The organism is Pseudomonas sp. QS1027 (assembly GCF_002814235.1).
Classification (GTDB): domain Bacteria; phylum Pseudomonadota; class Gammaproteobacteria; order Pseudomonadales; family Pseudomonadaceae; genus Aquipseudomonas.
Genome location: NZ_PHSU01000005.1, coordinates 128,226 through 145,537, shown reverse-complemented (window position 1 = coordinate 145,537; position 17,312 = coordinate 128,226). Strand labels below are relative to the sequence as shown.

Genomic DNA, 17,312 nt, shown 5'->3' with positions numbered 1-17,312 from the left:
TGCGTAGGAAAGTCCCGTCAGAAAGCATTGGATGCCTGAAAAGGGAGCGTAGTCATGTTTCAGAATGTTTCAAGATGGTGCGCAAGTGCTATCGGTGCGCTTTTGTGGTGCCTTGCGGGCCTCATCGCCAGCAAGCCGGCTCCTACAGGTCCGTGTTCCAACGCGAAGATCGCGTCGTGCCGGCGCGGGATGCGACATCGTGCGGGTAGCTGGATCTTGGCTTGGTGTGAAACGTGTAGGAGCCGGCTTGCTGGCGATCCGGGTGCAGGGCACCCGTTCCGGCTACTCGGTACTGCCTAGCCCTTGCCAATGCTTCAAGCCGATAAAGATGAAGCGCAATTGCTGGGTAATCTTGGCCTGGGGCGTCAGGTGTTCCGGCAGGGGCTCGGACGGCGGATCGATGATGTCTGGGAGGGTGGCGAACACGCTTTTGACGATCAGGTCGGCCATGACTGCCAATCCAGCCGGGTCCAGATGGTCGAGCTTGGGCATCAGGCCCAGGTCGGTCGCCAGGTCCGTGCTGATGTTTTCCCGCAATGCCCCGATGGCCTGGCGCACCGGCAGCGAACCACCGTATTGCTCGCGGGCCAGAAACAGGAACTGCGAGCGATTGACCGCCACGACATCGAGAAAGATCCGCACCGACGCATCGATGATGCCGCCCATGACGAATTCATTGTGGCGCACCAGCCGGATGGTTTCGCGGAAGGTCTGGCCGACTTCACGAACCAGGGCCAGGCCGAGTTGGTCCATGTCATCGAAATGCCGGTAGAAACCGGTGGGCACGATTCCGGCGGTTTTCGCCACTTCCCGCAGGCTCAGGCTACCGAAGCCACGGCCGGATTCCATCAGGTGCCGGGCAGCGTCCATGAGCGCGTGTCGAGTCTGTTGTTTCTGTTCGGCGCGGGGCAGCATCGCAAGGGTATTTTTCTGGATGAAGAGAGCGGCGCACTCTAGCAAATCAGCTTTGCCGGCGTCGAACCAAGAGAAGGGGGCATCGCGGGCGTTTCGAATATTCAGGGCCCTGAAATATCAAAGCCCGGTCCAGGAGACCGGGCTTTGTTCCAGGCCAGCAAGGCCTTAACTCAGGCTGCTGTTGCGTTCGATCACACGGTCACCACCGTCTTGGACCAAACCTTTCTCTTCCAGGCGAGCACGGCCGCCTTCAGCGAATTTGTCGTTCTCACCAATTGCGGTTTTGCTGGAACCGTTCTCGACCAGGCCGTTTTCTCTTTCGTGCTGGGCCTGTGGAGTATGGGCGCTACCGTTTTCAGCGAATTTGTCGTTCTCACCGATTGCGGTTTTGCTGGAGCCATTCTCGGCCAGGCCGTTTTCTCTTTCGTGCTGGGCCTGTGGAGTATGGGCGCTACCGTTTTCAGCGAATTTGTCGTTCTCACCAATTGCGGTTTTGCTGGAACCGTTCTCGGCCAAGCCGTTTTCTCTTTCGTGTTGGGCTTGTGGAGTATGGGCGCTACCGTCTTCGGCCAGGGTGTTCAGCACTTGGCTAACGGTTGCATGGCTGGCTTGAGCTTGTGGAGCAGCCTGTTCACGGGCTGGCAGCGCGTAGGCATTGGCAGCCAGGACGGCAAGGGTAAGACTGAGGATTAATTGGCGTTTCATGATCGGATGCTCCGTAGGAGGGCGATAAAGTGGGTACGAAGCTAATGCTACTCTTGCAAAATCGATATAAAAGTTCATAAGCACAATGGTAATAATCAACGGAATTGATGGTTCTACCCAAACCCCTCTAGACCGGGGCTTGCAGCGCGTTACCTTTGCCCTGCAATGGGTATTTTCGACCCACTGCCGCGCCACATGGGGGCATGCGGTGAACGAAAAGCTGGCGGATGGGTCAGGACCGTTTGTTCCCTGCCTGGGTCGATTAATGGTTTTTGGCGTTAAACCTTGTCGGGCGTTTGCTGGTCGTAAAGGCATAATGCGTCGATTTTTGGACGCTCAGTCGTTCTAGGAGCCCCGTGCAATGACGCGCACTCGAAAGATCCTTGCCTGGACCGGCGCCAGTCTCGTCCTCCTGCTGGCGGTGCTGGTTGCCGTCATCGCCTTGTTCGATTGGAACCGGGTCAAGCCGCCGATCAATGCCAAGGTCTCGGCCATCCTCCATCGCCCCTTCGCCATCAATGGCGATTTGTCCGTGCGCTGGCAGCGTGAAGCCGACGAAGGCGGCTGGCGGGCCTGGGTGCCCTGGCCGCATCTGATCGCCGAGGACCTGACCCTGGGCAATCCCGACTGGTCGAAGAACCCGCAGATGGTCACGCTCAAGCGGGTCGAGCTGCGCCTCTCGCCGCTGCCGCTGCTGGCGCAGCAGGTGGTGATCCCGCGTATCGACCTGACCGAACCCAATGCCAACATTGAACGCCTGGCCGATGGCCGCGCCAGTTGGAGCTTCCAGTTCGACCCCAAGGACCCGAATGCCGAACCGTCCAACTGGGTGGTGGATATTGGCGCCATCGGCTTTGACAAGGGCCATGTGACCTTCGACGACCAGAGCCTGAAGGCGCACCTGGACCTGGTGATTGACCCATTGGGCAAATCGATTCCGTTCGGCGATATCGTCGGTGACAAGGCGGCGAAAAAAGCCCTGGAGAAGGGGGTTGCCCCCCAGGACTATGCCTTTGCGCTGAAGGTCAAGGGCCAGTACCACGGCCAGAACCTCACCGGCAGCGGCAAGATCGGTGGCTTGCTCGCGTTACAGGATGCGGCCAAACCGTTCCCGGTCCAGGCCGATGTGAAGATCGCCGACACCCGGATCGCCGTCGCCGGGACCCTGACCGACCCGCGTAACCTCGGCGCCCTCGACCTGCGCCTGACGTTGTCGGGCACCAGCCTGGGCAACCTTTACCCGCTGACCGGCGTCACCTTGCCGGATTCGCCGGCGTATGAAACCGACGGCCATCTGATCGCCAAGCTGCGCGATCCTGCGGGTGCGGCGTTCACCTACGAGAAATTCAACGGCAAGATCGGCACCAGCGATATTCATGGCGACCTCACTTATCTGGCGAGCCAGCCGCGGCCCAAACTCAGTGGCACCCTGGTTTCCAATCAACTGCTGATGACCGACCTGGCGCCGTTGATCGGCGCCGATTCCAACGCCAAGCAGAAGGCCCGGGGCGGCGAAAGCAAGCAGCCGGCGGACAGGGTGCTGCCGGTGGAAGAGTTCCGTACCGAGCGCTGGCGCGATATGGACGCCGATGTGGAGTTCACCGGCAAGCGCATCGTCCACAGCAGCGAATTGCCGTTCACCGACCTCTATACCCACCTGGTGCTCACCGATGGCGAACTCAGCCTGGAGCCCCTGCGCTTCGGCGTGGCCGGTGGCAAGCTCGACGCGCAGATCCGCCTCAACGGCCGCACCACGCCGATGCAGGGCCGGGCCAAGCTGACGGCGCGCAACTTCAAGCTCAAGCAACTGTTCCCGACCTTCGAGCCGATGAAAACCAGCTTCGGTGAACTCAATGGCGATGCGGATATCGCCGGTACCGGCAACTCGGTGGCGAAATTGCTCGGCACCTCCAATGGCGACCTGAAGATGCTGGTCAACGATGGCGCCATCAGTCGTGGGTTGATGGAGATCGCTGGACTCAACGTGGGTAACTACGTGGTCGGGAAAATCTTTGGCGACAAGGAAGTGAAGATCAATTGCGCGGCGGCGGACCTGGGGATCAAGAGCGGCCTGGCAACCACCCGGCTATTTGTCTTCGATACCGAGAACGCGATCATCTATATCGATGGCACGGCCAACTTTGCCAACGAGCAGTTGGATTTGAAGGTCACGCCTGAGTCCAAGGGTTTCCGCCTGTTGTCCTTGCGCTCGCCTTTGTATGTGCGGGGCAAATTTATCAAGCCCGATGCCGGCGTGCAGGCGGTGCCGTTGATGTTGCGCGGCGCGGGCATGGTCGCCCTGGGCCTGATTGCCGGGCCGGCGGCGGGGCTGCTGGCGCTGGTGGCGCCCAGCGGAGATGTGCCGAACCAGTGCGCGCCGTTGCTGGAACAGATGCGGGCGGGCAAGGCACCGAAGACGGTGAAGGGCTGAAAGAGCGGCCTGGTAGCACTGGGCCGGCTCGCCACAATGCATTTGTCATCTTCAATGCCGATGCTTTGATCTTTGCAGTGCCGGGCTTTGGCTTTTGACCTTCAGGGACGCTCACGGAATGCCGCAAGAACTTGCCACACGTTATCCGCTGGTGCTGGTGCCGGGCATGCTCGGTTTTGTCCGCCTGGTGTTTTTCCCCTACTGGTACGGGATAGTTCCGGCGTTGCGTCGCGGTGGCGCGCAGGTGTTTCCGGTAGCGGTCTCGCCGCTGCATTCCAGCGAGGTGCGCGGTGAACAATTGCTGGCGCGGATCGAGCAGATCCGCCGCGACACCGGGGCCGACAAGGTCAATCTGATCGGCCATAGCCAGGGCGCGTTGACCGCCCGTTATGCAGCGGCGAAGCGGCCGGAGTGGGTGGCCTCGGTGACCTCGGTCGCCGGCCCCAATCATGGCTCGGAGCTGGCCGACTATTTTGACAAGCACTATCCCCGTGAGGGGCTGCCGGCTCGTCTGCTCAGTCTGGCGCTTTGTATGGTGGCGCGGGTGATGGGTTGGCTGGACACGGGCCATTACGGGCTGAGGCTGCCGATGGACCTTCCGGCGTCACACCAGTCGCTGACCAGCGAAGGGGTTGCGCTGTTCAATCAGCAATACCCGCAAGGGTTGCCGCAGAGCTGGGGCGGGCAGGGCGATGAACTGGTGAATGGGGTGCGTTACTACTCCTGGTCCGGCATCTTGCAACCCGGGATCACGGATCGCGGGCGTAATCTGTTCGACGGCACCAATCGCAGTTGCCGGCTGTTCGCCAAAACCTTTGTGCGTGAGGCCGGGCAGTGCGATGGCATGGTCGGCCGCAACAGCTCGCACCTGGGGACGGTGATCGGTGATGACTATCCGCTGGATCACCTCGATATCGTCAACCAGTCGTTTGGGCTGGTGGGCAAGGGCGCGGAGCCGATCCGGTTGTTTGTCGAGCATGCTCGGCGGTTGAGGTTGGCGGGTGTCTGAAGCGAGGCGTTCAAAGCTGAACGCCTTGTCGCAGAGGGTGAAAATGCCATCGCTGGCAGCGGTACTGGCACGTATTTCAGGGTGTAAAAGCGGCAGCTATTCGGCGATTCACCGGACTATAGTTCGGTGGTCATCGACGAATCGGTGACCGGTCTTAGCCGATCGAAATACATGCTATTGGATGCACAAGCGCCTCCAGTACAATGCGGGCGCTTTTTGTCGCTTTGCGTTTTGCTATGGCGGCTGTGCGCGGGACATCTTCGGGTGTGCCGGGTTCTCCCAAAGTATGTCCCGGTCGGCTAACCCGCGTGCAGCTGCCACCCTCACTTGTTTAGCCGCAAAGGGGTGGTCGCTATTCAGCCTACATACTTTGGATTTGAATCATGACCAATTTCCGCCCGCTACAAAGCAACCTCACTGACGCCCCGGTGCTCTACCTCAAGCTCGATGTCCCGGTGCGCAACCTCTATGAATTTGCCATACAGCGCCTCAAGGCAGCTCGCGACCTGAGCCACAGCCTGACCTGCATGAGCATCGGCAATACCTGCGACCGCGATCTCCAACACTTCGCCTCAGCGGCCTATCTGTTGTTACAGGATGGCTGCGATGCATTGGATGCAATGCAGGGTTGCTTCACGGATCGTCAGCCAAGCGCCTTGCAGGCTTGATCCGAAAAACGCGGATCTGAAAACACCATACAACCTGTAGGAGCGTGGCTTGCCCGCGAAGCTTTATAGCGTTCTCACGGGCCCCTTCGCGGGCAAGCCCTGCTCCTACAAGGGATCGCGTCCAGTCTCGCCGAGCGCCTGGTGGCCGGTATCGCTGGGAGTGACGACATTCGTGAGCGTTTGCGGGCCGCCATCGAGCGGCTTCGCGGAAACACCGCGCATTTATTTTTTGATGTTCAGTAGCTATCGGCGGATGTAAATAAATCCCGTTGCAGTGGCTCCTGCGCCACTGAGCTGCCAAGGGCTACACACACATTATCAAGCGGGCTATAGTGTATGTACAAAAGTAAATACAGGATGTCCCATGCGTTTTGAATGGGACGAAGCCAAAAACCAGGCCAACATCCGTAAGCACGGCATTGACTTCAATGACGTGCCGGATATTTTCCAGCATCCAATGCTGGCCTTGCGCGATGACCGAACGGATTACGGTGAGGAGCGCTGGGTCAGCATTGGCTGGATCAAGATATTGCTTGGCGTGGTCGTCTATACCGAGCAGCGAGGCGATGTGATCCGCATCATCTCTGCCCGAAAAGCTACCAAACAGGAGGCCAAACACTATGCCGAAAGCATCGAAAACTGACTGGGAACACCTGGCCAAGCTCAACGATCAGGACATCGACACCAGCGAAATCCCCGAGCTGGGTGAAGACTTCTTCCGCCGTGCCGAATTGCGTGTGCCGGTGAAACGGGCGGTAACCATCCGTCTGGACGCTGATGTGCTGGAGTGGTTCAAGGGTCAAGGTACCGGCTACCAGACACGCATCAATCAGTTGTTGCGCCAGTACATGCAGGCTCATCAGGGGTGATAAAGCAAGCGGTAAGTGTTGCGCTAAGCGCCCGCATTATCAGCCGCAGCGTCTTCAGGCTGAGGTCTTCTCCTGTGCTGAAAGCGTAGCTTGGATCTGAGCCATAGCCTAGCCTGCATGAACATGGCGCAGGGAATGAAAATGCCATCGCTGGCAGCGGTACTGGCACGTATTTCAGGGTGTAAAAGCGGCAGCTATTCGGCGGGGCGCTGAACTATAGTTCGGTGGTCATCGACGAATCGGTGACCGGTCTTAGCCGATCGAAACTGTTACGAAACGCAGAAGCGCCCTATGATGTCGGCGCTTTTTGCTGCCTGGTTTTTTGCCATGGCGGCTGTGCGTGGGACACCTACGGGTGTGCCGGGTTTCGTAATAGTCCCCGGTCGGCTAACCCGCGTACAGCTGCCACCCTCGTTTGTTTAGCCGCAGATGTTGGTGACTCTATGACTATTACGGAGTGACACCATGACCAATTTCCGCCCGCTACAAAGCAACCTCACTGACGCCCCGGTGCTCTACCTCAAGCTCGATGTCCCGGTGCGCAACCTCTACGAATTTGCCATACAGCGCCTCAAGGCGGCTCGCGACCTGAGCCACAGCCTGACCTGCATGAGCATCGGCAATACCTGCGACCGCGATCTCCAGCACTTTGCCTCAGCGGCCTATCTGTTGTTGCAGGATGGCTGCGATGCGTTGGATGCGATGCAGGGGCGTTTCACGGATCGTCAGCCAAGCGCCTTGCAGGCTTGATCCAAAAAAACGTGGATCTGAAAACACCACACAACCTGTAGGAGCGTGGCTTGCCCGCGAAGCTTTTAGCGTTCTCACGGGCCCCTTCGCGGGCAAGCCCTGCTCCTACAAGGGATCGCACCCGGTCTCAACCGTGGAAAACCATGCTCCGCGTTTCCCCCATCAACAGCGCCTGATTGCGCTCCGTCACATCCCGAATGTAATCCCACAACAAGGTAATACGCTTCAACTTGCGCAGATCCTCCCGGCAGTACATCCAGAACTGCCGGGTGATATTCACCTCATCCGCCAGCACCGGCAGCAACCTCGGGTCCTGGGCCGCGAGGAAACATGGCAGGATCGCCAACGCCCGGCCTTGCTGTGCCGCGACGAACTGGGCAATCACGCTGGTGCTGCGCAAATTGGCCGTGGCATTCGGCAGGGCATTGGCCAGGTACAGCAGCTCATTGCTGAACGCCAGGTCATCGACATAACTGACAAACCGATGCCGCCCCAAATCACTGGCACGCCGGATCGGCGGGTGCTGGTCCAGATACTCTTGGGTCGCATAGAGCTGTAGCCGGTAGTCACACAGCTTGCAGCACACATACGGCCCATGCTCCGGCCGCTCCAGCGCAATGACGATATCCGCCTCGCGCTTGGACAAACTGATGAAGTGCGGTAACGGCAGGATATCGACGGAAATCGCCGGATACGCGTCGACGAAATGGCTCAACTGCGGGGTGATGAAAAAGCTGCCGAACCCTTCCGTGCAGCCCATGCGCACATGCCCCGACAGCGCCACACCGGACCCCGAGACCTGCTCGCAAGCCATGTGCAAGGTGCTCTCGATAGACTCTGCATACCCCAGCAAACGCTGGCCTTCGGCAGTCAGCACAAAGCCGTTGGTCCGGGACTTTTCGAAGAGCAAGGTGCCTAGCGCACCCTCCAATGAGCTGATGCGGCGCGACACCGTGGTGTAGTCCACCGCCAGGCGCTTGGCCGCGCTGCTGGCCTTGCGGGTACGGGCGACCTCGAGGAAAAACTTCAGGTCGTCCCAGTTCAATGAACCCAAAGACGTGATGTTTTTTTGCATGTTGGTCCGGTTTTTATGTGCATTCTTATTAGAAGAACGCACATCTATACTCCAAAAACAGTCCAGTCACCATGCTCGGGCGCTGCCTCGCCCGCCTCGGATTCGGCCCCACAATAATTCAGGAGACTTCAATGAACGTTTCTCTCAAGCCCGACGCCACCCTCAAGACCGCCAAGCTGCTGATCAACGGCGAATGGGTCGAATCCAAAACCCACGAATGGCACGACATCGTCAACCCGGCCACCCAGGAAGTCCTGGCCAAAGTCCCGTTCGCCACCGCCGATGAAGTCAATGCCGCCATCGACGCCGCGCACCGTGCCTTCCAGACCTGGAAGCTGACCCCCATCGGCGCGCGCATGCGCATCATGCTCAAGCTGCAAGCGCTGATCCGCGAACACTCCAAGCGCATCGCCGTGGTCCTCAGCGCCGAACAGGGCAAGACCATCGCCGACGCCGAAGGCGATATCTTCCGCGGCCTGGAAGTGGTGGAACACGCCTGCTCCATCGGCACCCTGCAGATGGGTGAGTTCGCCGAGAACGTCGCCGGCGGTGTCGACACCTACACCCTGCGCCAGCCCATCGGTGTTTGCGCCGGGATCACCCCGTTCAACTTCCCGGCAATGATTCCGCTGTGGATGTTCCCGATGGCAATTGCCTGCGGCAACACCTTCGTCCTCAAGCCGTCCGAGCAGGACCCGCTGTCGACCCTGCTGCTGGTGGAGCTGGCGCTGGAAGCCGGCGTTCCACCAGGCGTGCTCAACGTGGTGCACGGTGGCAAGGAGGTGGTGGATGCGCTGTGCACCCACAAGGACATCAAGGCTGTTTCCTTCGTCGGTTCGACTGCCGTCGGTACCCATGTCTACGACCTCGCCGGCCGCCATGGCAAGCGTGTGCAGTCGATGATGGGCGCGAAGAACCACGCCGTTGTACTGCCCGATGCCAATCGTGAACAGACCCTCAATGCCCTGGTCGGTGCCGGTTTCGGCGCGGCCGGCCAGCGTTGCATGGCCACCTCGGTGGTGGTGCTGGTGGGCGCGGCGAAACAATGGCTGCCGGACCTCAAGGCCCTGGCGCTGAAACTCAAGGTCAATGCCGGCAGCGAGGCGGGCACCGATGTCGGTCCGCTGATTTCCAAGCGCGCGAAAGAGCGTGTGTTGAGCCTGATCGAAAGCGGTATCAAGGAAGGCGCCAAGCTGGAGCTGGACGGTCGCGACATTAAGGTGCCGGGCTTCGAACAGGGCAACTTCGTCGGTCCGACCCTGTTCTCCGGGGTGACCACCGATATGCAGATCTACACCCAGGAAATCTTCGGCCCGGTGCTGGTGGTGCTGGAAGTCGACACCCTCGATGAAGCGATTGCCCTGGTCAACGCCAACCCGTTCGGCAACGGCACCGGCCTGTTTACCCAGAGCGGCGCCTCGGCGCGCAAGTTCCAGAGCGAAATCGACGTCGGCCAGGTCGGCATCAATATCCCGATTCCGGTGCCAGTACCGTTCTTCAGCTTCACCGGTTCGCGTGGTTCCAAGCTCGGTGACCTCGGTCCGTACGGCAAGCAGGTGGTGCAGTTCTACACTCAGACCAAGACGGTCACCAGTCGCTGGTTCGACGACGACAGTGTGAACCATGGTGTGAACACCACCATCAATCTGCGCTGAGTGAGGAATCTGCCATGAAGATTGCATTTATCGGCCTGGGCAATATGGGCGCGCCAATGGCGCGCAACCTGATCAAGGCCGGGCACAGCCTGAACCTGTTCGACCTGAACAAGACCGTGCTGGAAGAGCTGGCGGCCCTCGGCGGGACCATCAGCGCATCGCCGAAAGTCGCGGCCCAGGGCAGTGAGCTGGTGATCACCATGCTGCCGGCGGCGGCCCATGTGCGTAGCGTCTGGTTGGGTGAGGACGGTGTGCTGGCCGGTATCGGTCGGGGCGTCCCTGCGGTGGATTGCAGCACCATCGATCCACAGACCGCCAAGGATGTCGCCGCGGCAGCGGCCAGGCAGGGTGTGGCGATGGGCGATGCGCCGGTGTCCGGTGGGACTGGCGGTGCCGCGGCCGGGACCCTGACTTTCATGGTCGGCGCTTCCCAGGAGTTGTTCGTCACCCTGCAACCGGTGCTGGCGCAGATGGGTCGCAATATCGTCCACTGCGGTGAAGTGGGCACCGGGCAGATCGCCAAGATCTGCAACAACCTGCTGCTGGGCATTTCCATGGTCGGGGTCAGTGAAGCCATGGCCCTCGGCGCGGCGCTGGGGATCGACACCCAGGTGCTGGCCGGGGTGATCAACAGTTCCACCGGACGTTGCTGGAGTTCGGAGACCTATAACCCCTGGCCGGGGATCGTCGATACGGCGCCGGCGTCGCGGGGCTATACCGGTGGTTTCGGGGCCGAGCTGATGTTGAAGGACCTGGGGTTGGCAACGGAAGCGGCGCGCCAGGCGCATCAGCCGGTGGTGATGGGGGCGGTGGCGCAGCAGCTTTATCAGGCGATGAGTTTGCGCGGGGAAGGTGGTCTGGATTTCTCGGCGATCGTCAATTCCTATCGCAAACCCTAGGTGTGTGAGGGGCTCCTGCGGCCTTCCGGTAAACACCGCCTCAGGGCACGACACAAACCTGTAGGAGCGTGACTTGCCCGCGAAGGGGCCCTTGAGGGCGCCAAAAGCTTCGCGGGCAAGCCCTGCTCCTACAGGTTTTCAGTGTTCTTGAGGGCCTGGACAGGGCTGGATCCGCACACCTGACCGCCCATGACGCGTAGAATCATCCCCCTGAAAATGCTTTCGAGGTGCGGGTGGTGGATCTACAGCAGGGTTTTGTCCTGACCCGGCATTGGCGCGACACCCCCACGGGCACGCAGGTCGAGTTCTGGCTGGCCACCGACAACGGTCCCCGGCATGTCCGGCTACCGCCGCAACCCTCCGTCGCCTTCATTCCCGTCGCCCATCGCCAACGTGCCGAAGCCTTGCTGCGTGGTGAGCGTGGCGTCGAGTTGCGTCCCCTGGAACTGCTCGACTTCCATCATCGCCCCATCCTCGGCCTGTATTGCCAGCAACACCGGCAACTGATGAATATCGAGAAGCTGCTGCGCAAGGGCGGCGTCGATGTCTATGAAGCCGATATCCGCCCGCCCGAGCGCTTCCTGATGGAGCGTTTTATCACCGCGCCGGTGCAGTTCGGCGGCACCGCCAATGCTGACGGCCCGCTGCTCGATACCCAGATGAAACCGGCACCGGACTATCGTCCGAGCCTGAAGCTGGTGTCCCTGGACATCGAAACCACCATGCAGGGCGAGCTGTACTCCATTGCCCTGGAAGGCTGCGGCGAGCGCCAGGTGTACATGCTGGGGCCGGCCAACGGCGATCCCACCCAGGTCGACTTCAAGTTCGACTACCGCGACACCCGCGCCGGCTTGCTCGAAGCCCTGAACGACTGGTTGGCCCTGCATGATCCCGACGCGATCATCGGCTGGAACCTGGTGCAGTTCGACCTGCGCGTTCTGCACGAACACGCCGAACGCCTGAAGGTGCCCCTGCGCCTGGGACGTGGCGGCGATGTCATGGGCTGGCGCGACAACGGCGCGCGCAACACCCATTATTTTGCCGCCGCCGCCGGCCGCTTGATCATCGACGGCATCGAGGCCCTGCGCTCTGCCACCTGGAGCTTTCCGTCCTTCAGCCTTGAGTACGTGGCGCAGCACCTGCTCGGCGAGGGCAAGTCCATCGAAAACCCATACCAGCGCATGGACGAGATCGACCGCATGTTCGCCGAGGACAAGCCCGCCCTGGCGCGCTACAACCTCAAGGACTGCGAGCTGGTGACGCGGATCTTCGACAAGACCCAGTTGCTGACCTTCCTGCTGGAACGCGCCACTGTCACCGGTTTGCCCACCGACCGTAGCGGCGGTTCGGTGGCGGCCTTCACCCATCTCTACCTGCCGTTGATGCATCGCCAGGGTTTCGTCGCGCCGAACCTGGGGGAACGCACCCCCGAAGCCAGTCCCGGCGGTTTTGTCATGGACTCACGGCCCGGCTTGTACGAATCGGTGCTGGTGCTCGATTACAAAAGCCTCTATCCGTCGATCATCCGCACCTTCCTGATCGATCCGGTGGGGCTGGTGGAAGGCCTGCGCCATCCCGACGACAGTGACTCGGTTCCCGGTTTTCGCGGCGCGCGTTTCTCCCGTACGCGGCATTGCCTGCCGGCCATTGTCGAGAGCGTCTGGCAGGGCCGGGAGACGGCCAAGCGTGAGCACAATGCGCCGTTGTCCCAGGCCCTGAAGATCATCATGAACGCCTTCTACGGCGTGCTCGGCTCCAGCGGTTGCCGCTTCTTCGATACGCGCCTGGCGTCCTCCATCACCCTGCGCGGCCACGAGATCATGCGGCGGACCCGAGAGCTGATCGAAGCCCAGGGCTACGCGGTGATCTATGGCGACACCGACTCCACTTTCGTCTGGCTCAAGCGTGCCCACAGCGATGACGATGCCGCGCAGATCGGCCGCAAGCTGGTGGCCCAGGTCAACCAATGGTGGCGCGAACATCTGCAACAGGAGCTCGGGTTGAGCAGCGCCCTGGAGCTACAGTTCGAGACCCACTTCAGTCGCTTCCTGATGCCGACCATTCGCGGTGCCGAGGAGGGCAGCAAGAAGCGTTATGCCGGCCTGGTGACCCGTGCCGACGGTACCCAGGAGATGATCTACAAGGGCCTGGAAACCGTGCGCAGCGACTGGTCGCCCCTGGCCCAGGACTTCCAGCAGGAGCTGTACCGGCGGATCTTCGACCGGGTGCCGTATCAGGACTATGTGCGTGACTATGTGCGTCGGACCCTGGCGGGCGAGCTGGACGACCGGCTGGTCTACCGCAAGCGCCTGCGTCGCCAGTTGGGCGACTACCAGCGCAACGTCCCGCCCCATGTGCGGGCGGCACGCCTGGCCGATGAATACAACGATGCTCAAGGCCGGCCCCGGCAGTACCAGAACGGTGGCTGGATCAGCTACGTGATCACCCTGGCCGGCCCCGAGCCGCTGGAGATACGCCGCGCGCCGATCGACTACGACCACTACATCACCCGGCAGCTACAGCCGGTGGCGGACGCGATCCTGCCCTTTGTCCAGGATGATTTCAGCACCCTGATCGGTGGGCAGTTGGGGCTGTTCTAGGCGTCACCCTCAGAGACTGAAGCGCGCCACCAAGCGATGCATATCCGCCGCCAGTCGCGACAGTTCGGTACTCGCCACTGAAGTCTGCTGGGCACCGGTGGCGCTGTGCACGGACAGGTCGCGAATGCTCGTCAGGTTGCGGTCCACGGTGCGTGCCACTTCGGCCTGCTCCTCGGAGCCGGCGGCGATGCGCAGGTTCATCTCGTTGATCTGGTTGATCGCCGTGGAGATTTCCGTCAGCGCGGTGCCCGCTTCGTGGGCGATGCGCAGGGTGTCCTGGGCTTCCTGGCAACTGTCCTGCATGGCGCTGGTGACCTGCTCGGTGCCCTGGCGAATGCGCTCGATGATCTGCGAGATTTCCCCCGTCGACTGTTGGGTGCGTCCGGCCAGCGCGCGCACCTCGTCGGCCACCACCGCAAAGCCGCGTCCCTGCTCACCAGCCCGGGCAGCCTCGATGGCGGCGTTGAGGGCCAGCAGGTTGGTCTGCTCGGCGATGGTACGAATCACTTCCAGGACCTGGCTGATGTCCTGGGACTGTGCCGCCAGTTGCTGGACGTCACCGCTGGTGCTTTGCACGGTGGCGCTGAGTTTCTCGATGGCGGCGACGGTGTGCGTGACCCGGTCGGAGCCGATCTGGCTGGACTGGCCGGAGGAGCGCGCCGCGTCCGAGGCCGAGGCGGCATTACGGGCCACGGCATCGACAGCGACGGTCATCTGGTTCACCGCCGTGGCGGCCTGTTCGATTTCCTGGTTCTGGCGTTGCAGGCCGCGACTGGATTCGCCGGTGACGCTGCTCATCTGTTCGGCAGCCGAGGCCAGTTGCGTGGACGAGTCACCGATCAGGCGGATGGTTTCGCGCAGGTTGTCCTGCATGGTTTTGGCCGATTTCAACAGGGTCGAGAACTCGTCCTGGCCCTTGATCACGATCTCGCTGCGCAGGTCGCCACGGGCGATGGTGTCGTTGATCGTCAGCGCGTATTTCAGCGGTTCGACGATGCTGCGGGTGAAGAGGAAGGCCAGGGCCAGGGTGGCGAGGGCGGCGACGATGATCAACGCGACGATGACGTTGAAGCTGTTGTGGTAGGTCTGGTCGGAGTCCCGGCCGGACTGCCTGGCACCGTCGATATTCAGCTGCACCAACTGGTCGATCGCTTGCTGCATCTGTTTGTTCAGGGGGATCTGATCGTCGAGCAGGGCGGCGGCTTCGGCGTACTGGCCTTTCTGGCTGAAGTCGATGCAACTGTCGGCCAGGCGCGTCAGGCGCTGGATGCCGTCGCTGACCACCGTGAACAGTTGGCGTTCCTGGTCGCTGCTGATGTAGGCGCTGTAGCTCTGCAGTTGAGCGAGCAGGTCGGCGCGCAGGCTGCGGATGTTCTGCACGGTGCCGTCATGGTTCGGGGAGTTGGTCTGGGCGATCAGCCGACGGCTTTCCAGCAGCAGCTTCAGGCCCGTGGCATTGACCCGGTCGGCGGCGATAACGCCCGACATGGAGTGCTCTTCCAGTTGCGCGGCCAGGCCACGAATCGACTTCATGTTCGACAGTGAGAACAACCCGAGGATCACCAGCAACAGGGTGATGACAGCGAAGCTCAGGGCAGAACGAACAGGGATCTTGAGGTTCCTCAACAGCATGACGAACGGCTCCTGGATAGGCTCGGTTAGGGAGGGGGGCTGGAAACGGGATGGGGTCTTTCCGAATGTGACGATACTGGCACAGTAATGTTACTGCTCGCAGGGGGCGCTGATTGAATTACTTAATCAGGGCGATAGCTTTCTGGCCGGGGGAGCGGCCCGGTGCCGGAAACGGGGGCCTATGGGCACCAGATTGGCGCAACGGCTGCACCGGTCTCGCGCCTTGGCGCTATCAAGCGGCGACCCCTGATGATCTTCAGCGGTATTTCGAACCTCAAAAGAGGCCGGAAGGTCCTCGCTTACAAAATAAGCGTCTACGCTGGGCGAGCACTCCAATGAACAATTTTAGTTATTGGATGTATCCATTTTATAGCGTTCAGTCGCACCAATCGAAAAGTCTCCAATCGGCACAGCCCCTTCAAGACCCGATCTGCGAGCGTCCATCAGACAGCTCATGGTTTTTCTGGCGCGTATTTTGCTGATGCGTGTTTATCAGGCTTGCGGTTGTGGCCAATCTTGCACGTACATGTATTCAAAATAACGCCAATCAGAATGCGCAAAATCATGGGAGTCACCCCAATGTCTATCGATCCAACTCAGGTCCCGGTGGTCGTCATCACCGGCGCACACGCCCAGCTCTACAACCAGGACCTCGCCCCCACGCCGCCGGAGGGGCGAACCTGGGGGACGTTCAGCCTGTTCTCGATGTGGATGTCCGACGTTCACTCGGTCGGTGGTTATACCTTTGCCGCCAGCCTGTTCTTTCTCGGGCTGACGGGCTGGCAGGTGCTGCTCTCGATGATCGTCGGGATCTCGATCGTGTACTTTCTGATGAACCTGATCGGCAGGCCGTCGCAAAAGTACGGCATCCCCTTTCCGGTGGTCGCGCGCATGTCTTTCGGCGTTCGCGGCGCCAATCTCGCCGCGGTCGTGCGGGGGATCGTCGGCATCGTCTGGTATGGGGTGCAGACCTATTTCGCCTCCAAGGCGGTGCAGGTGCTGGTGATCGCGGTGCTGCCCTCGGCGGCGGAGTTCACCCACAACAGCCTGCTGGGGCTGTCCACGCTGGGCTGGATCAGTTTCGCCTTCATGTGGTTCTTCCAGCTGGTGATCTTCCTGGCCGGGATGGAGACGATCCGCAAATTTATCGATTTCTGCGGTCCGGTGGTCTATGTGGTCATGTTCGCGCTGGCCGGCTGGATGATCTCGAAGACCGGCCTGGACAGCTTTTCGATGCAGTTCTCCGACAAGCATTTCACAGGCCTGGAGTCGGTCGGCCTGATGGCCAGCGCCGCGATGCTGATCGTTGCCTACTTCGCCGCGCTGCTGCTGAACTTCGGTGACTTTTCACGTTTCGCCAAGAGCGAAGCGGTGATGAAAAAAGGCAACTTCTGGGGGCTGCCGGTGAACTTCGTCGTCTTTGCGATCATCACGGTGATTGTCACGGGCGGTTCGATGAAGGTCTTCGGCGAGGCGATCATGGACCCGGTGCTGATTGTCGAGAAAATCAATAACCCACTGGTCTCGATCATCGGCGCGCTCACTTTCATCGTCGCCACCATGGGCATCAATATCGTGGCGAACTTCGTCTCGCCCGCCTATGACATCGCCAACCTGGCACCGCAGAAAATCAACTTCAGGCTGGGCGGCTTGATCACCTCGATCCTGTCGGTGCTGGTCTGCCCCTGGTTGTTCGTCTCGAGCCCCCAGGCGATCACGGTATTCGTCAGTATCTTCGGTGCCGTGCTGGGGCCGATGTTCGGCATCATGGTCGCCGACTACTATCGGGTGAAGCGCCAGGTCATCAAGCTGGAGGACCTGTACACACTGTCGCCTGCCGGCTCGCTGTATTTCGAGGGCGGTTGGAACAGCAAGGCCTTGTTCGCGCTGATCGTTTCGGGAAGCCTGTCGATCGGCCTGGCGCTGCTGGGCGCATTCGGCTTGATTTTCAATGTCGGTGACTGGGGCTGGCTGATCGGTGCCGGCAGCGGGGCGCTGATCTATGTGGCGGCCAATCGCCGGGGGACGGCTGTTTCAGCGCTCGGCGAAACAGTCTAGAGGGACTGGGTGAAACGACGGACAGGGTTGTCCGTCGTTTCACCCG

Annotated in this window: 14 protein-coding genes; 10 read left to right on the top strand and 4 right to left on the bottom strand. The window is 60.9% G+C overall.

Features of this window, described 5'->3' with window-relative positions; translation table 11 throughout:
* Window positions 1-282: 282 nt before the first annotated feature.
* Both CWE01_RS06300 and CWE01_RS06295 read right to left on the bottom strand, forming a co-directional pair.
* Entirely contained in the window at window positions 283-915 is a 633-nt protein-coding gene (locus CWE01_RS06300; protein ID WP_100939669.1) for a TetR family transcriptional regulator, read from the bottom strand.
* A 165-nt stretch (window positions 916-1,080) separates the two neighbouring features.
* Window positions 1,081-1,620: a hypothetical protein gene (locus tag CWE01_RS06295; protein ID WP_100939668.1), complete on the bottom strand. Its 540-nt coding sequence runs from the start codon at window positions 1,618-1,620 to the stop codon at window positions 1,081-1,083.
* Window positions 1,621-1,981: 361 nt separating this feature from the next.
* On the opposite strand from CWE01_RS06295, the gene CWE01_RS06290 reads away from it, so the two are divergent.
* The 6 genes from CWE01_RS06290 (at window position 1,982) to CWE01_RS06260 (ending at window position 7,347) form a co-directional block, all read left to right on the top strand.
* The gene (locus tag CWE01_RS06290) at window positions 1,982-4,051 is read left to right on the top strand and encodes an AsmA family protein (RefSeq protein WP_100939667.1); all 2,070 of its coding nucleotides are present in this window, start codon (window positions 1,982-1,984) and stop codon (window positions 4,049-4,051) included.
* A gap of 118 nt (window positions 4,052-4,169) precedes the next feature.
* Window positions 4,170-5,060 (top strand): triacylglycerol lipase, encoded by an 891-nt coding sequence (locus CWE01_RS06285; RefSeq protein ID WP_100939666.1) that lies wholly within the window; start codon window positions 4,170-4,172, stop codon window positions 5,058-5,060.
* A 383-nt stretch (window positions 5,061-5,443) separates the two neighbouring features.
* Window positions 5,444-5,728 (top strand): hypothetical protein, encoded by a 285-nt coding sequence (locus CWE01_RS06275; protein WP_100939664.1) that lies wholly within the window; start codon window positions 5,444-5,446, stop codon window positions 5,726-5,728.
* 364 nt (window positions 5,729-6,092) lie between these two features.
* Entirely contained in the window at window positions 6,093-6,371 is a 279-nt protein-coding gene (locus CWE01_RS06270) for a BrnT family toxin (RefSeq protein ID WP_100939663.1), read from the top strand.
* A complete protein-coding gene (locus tag CWE01_RS06265) occupies window positions 6,349-6,597 on the top strand; it encodes a BrnA antitoxin family protein (protein ID WP_100939662.1) in 249 nt (82 codons plus the stop codon). The genes CWE01_RS06270 and CWE01_RS06265 overlap by 23 nt, the downstream gene beginning before the upstream one ends.
* Window positions 6,598-7,062: 465 nt before the next feature.
* Entirely contained in the window at window positions 7,063-7,347 is a 285-nt protein-coding gene (locus tag CWE01_RS06260) for a hypothetical protein (RefSeq protein ID WP_100939661.1), read from the top strand.
* Window positions 7,348-7,474: 127 nt separating this feature from the next.
* Here CWE01_RS06260 and CWE01_RS06255 read toward each other — a convergent pair whose 3' ends face one another.
* The gene (locus CWE01_RS06255; RefSeq protein WP_100939660.1) at window positions 7,475-8,422 is read right to left on the bottom strand and encodes a LysR family transcriptional regulator; all 948 of its coding nucleotides are present in this window, start codon (window positions 8,420-8,422) and stop codon (window positions 7,475-7,477) included.
* A gap of 131 nt (window positions 8,423-8,553) precedes the next feature.
* Between CWE01_RS06255 and CWE01_RS06250 the strand changes: the two genes are divergently transcribed.
* From CWE01_RS06250 to CWE01_RS06240, 3 genes are all read left to right on the top strand, one after another.
* On the top strand, window positions 8,554-10,077 hold the full coding sequence (locus tag CWE01_RS06250) for a CoA-acylating methylmalonate-semialdehyde dehydrogenase (RefSeq protein WP_100939659.1): 1,524 nt from the start codon (window positions 8,554-8,556) through the stop codon (window positions 10,075-10,077).
* 14 nt (window positions 10,078-10,091) lie between these two features.
* Window positions 10,092-10,976 carry a 3-hydroxyisobutyrate dehydrogenase gene (mmsB, locus tag CWE01_RS06245; protein WP_100939658.1) on the top strand — a complete coding sequence of 295 codons (885 nt, stop codon included), beginning with the start codon at window positions 10,092-10,094 and terminating at the stop codon, window positions 10,974-10,976.
* A 236-nt stretch (window positions 10,977-11,212) separates the two neighbouring features.
* Window positions 11,213-13,576, top strand: coding sequence for a DNA polymerase II (locus tag CWE01_RS06240; protein ID WP_100939721.1), 2,364 nt, complete (start codon window positions 11,213-11,215; stop codon window positions 13,574-13,576).
* Between the two features lie 9 nt (window positions 13,577-13,585).
* On the opposite strand, the gene CWE01_RS06235 is transcribed toward CWE01_RS06240, so the two are convergent.
* On the bottom strand, window positions 13,586-15,208 hold the full coding sequence (locus CWE01_RS06235; RefSeq protein ID WP_256579321.1) for a methyl-accepting chemotaxis protein: 1,623 nt from the start codon (window positions 15,206-15,208) through the stop codon (window positions 13,586-13,588).
* A 579-nt stretch (window positions 15,209-15,787) separates the two neighbouring features.
* On the opposite strand from CWE01_RS06235, the gene CWE01_RS06230 reads away from it, so the two are divergent.
* Window positions 15,788-17,266, top strand: a complete 1,479-nt coding sequence (locus tag CWE01_RS06230; protein ID WP_100939657.1) for an NCS1 family nucleobase:cation symporter-1 — start codon at window positions 15,788-15,790, stop codon at window positions 17,264-17,266.
* Window positions 17,267-17,312 lie beyond the last annotated feature (46 nt).

What these genes read in the sequence shown, in the direction of transcription:
- CWE01_RS06300 (WP_100939669.1), bottom strand. Translation starts at nt 915, where the DNA reads ATGCTGCCCCGCGCCGAACAGAAACAACAGACTCGACACGCGCTCATG.
- CWE01_RS06295 (WP_100939668.1), bottom strand. Translation starts at nt 1,620, where the DNA reads ATGAAACGCCAATTAATCCTCAGTCTTACCCTTGCCGTCCTGGCTGCC.
- CWE01_RS06290 (WP_100939667.1), top strand. Translation starts at nt 1,982, where the DNA reads ATGACGCGCACTCGAAAGATCCTTGCCTGGACCGGCGCCAGTCTCGTC.
- CWE01_RS06285 (WP_100939666.1), top strand. Translation starts at nt 4,170, where the DNA reads ATGCCGCAAGAACTTGCCACACGTTATCCGCTGGTGCTGGTGCCGGGC.
- CWE01_RS06275 (WP_100939664.1), top strand. Translation starts at nt 5,444, where the DNA reads ATGACCAATTTCCGCCCGCTACAAAGCAACCTCACTGACGCCCCGGTG.
- CWE01_RS06270 (WP_100939663.1), top strand. Translation starts at nt 6,093, where the DNA reads ATGCGTTTTGAATGGGACGAAGCCAAAAACCAGGCCAACATCCGTAAG.
- CWE01_RS06265 (WP_100939662.1), top strand. Translation starts at nt 6,349, where the DNA reads ATGCCGAAAGCATCGAAAACTGACTGGGAACACCTGGCCAAGCTCAAC.
- CWE01_RS06260 (WP_100939661.1), top strand. Translation starts at nt 7,063, where the DNA reads ATGACCAATTTCCGCCCGCTACAAAGCAACCTCACTGACGCCCCGGTG.
- CWE01_RS06255 (WP_100939660.1), bottom strand. Translation starts at nt 8,422, where the DNA reads ATGCAAAAAAACATCACGTCTTTGGGTTCATTGAACTGGGACGACCTG.
- CWE01_RS06250 (WP_100939659.1), top strand. Translation starts at nt 8,554, where the DNA reads ATGAACGTTTCTCTCAAGCCCGACGCCACCCTCAAGACCGCCAAGCTG.
- mmsB (WP_100939658.1), top strand. Translation starts at nt 10,092, where the DNA reads ATGAAGATTGCATTTATCGGCCTGGGCAATATGGGCGCGCCAATGGCG.
- CWE01_RS06235 (WP_256579321.1), bottom strand. Translation starts at nt 15,208, where the DNA reads ATGCTGTTGAGGAACCTCAAGATCCCTGTTCGTTCTGCCCTGAGCTTC.
- CWE01_RS06230 (WP_100939657.1), top strand. Translation starts at nt 15,788, where the DNA reads ATGTCTATCGATCCAACTCAGGTCCCGGTGGTCGTCATCACCGGCGCA.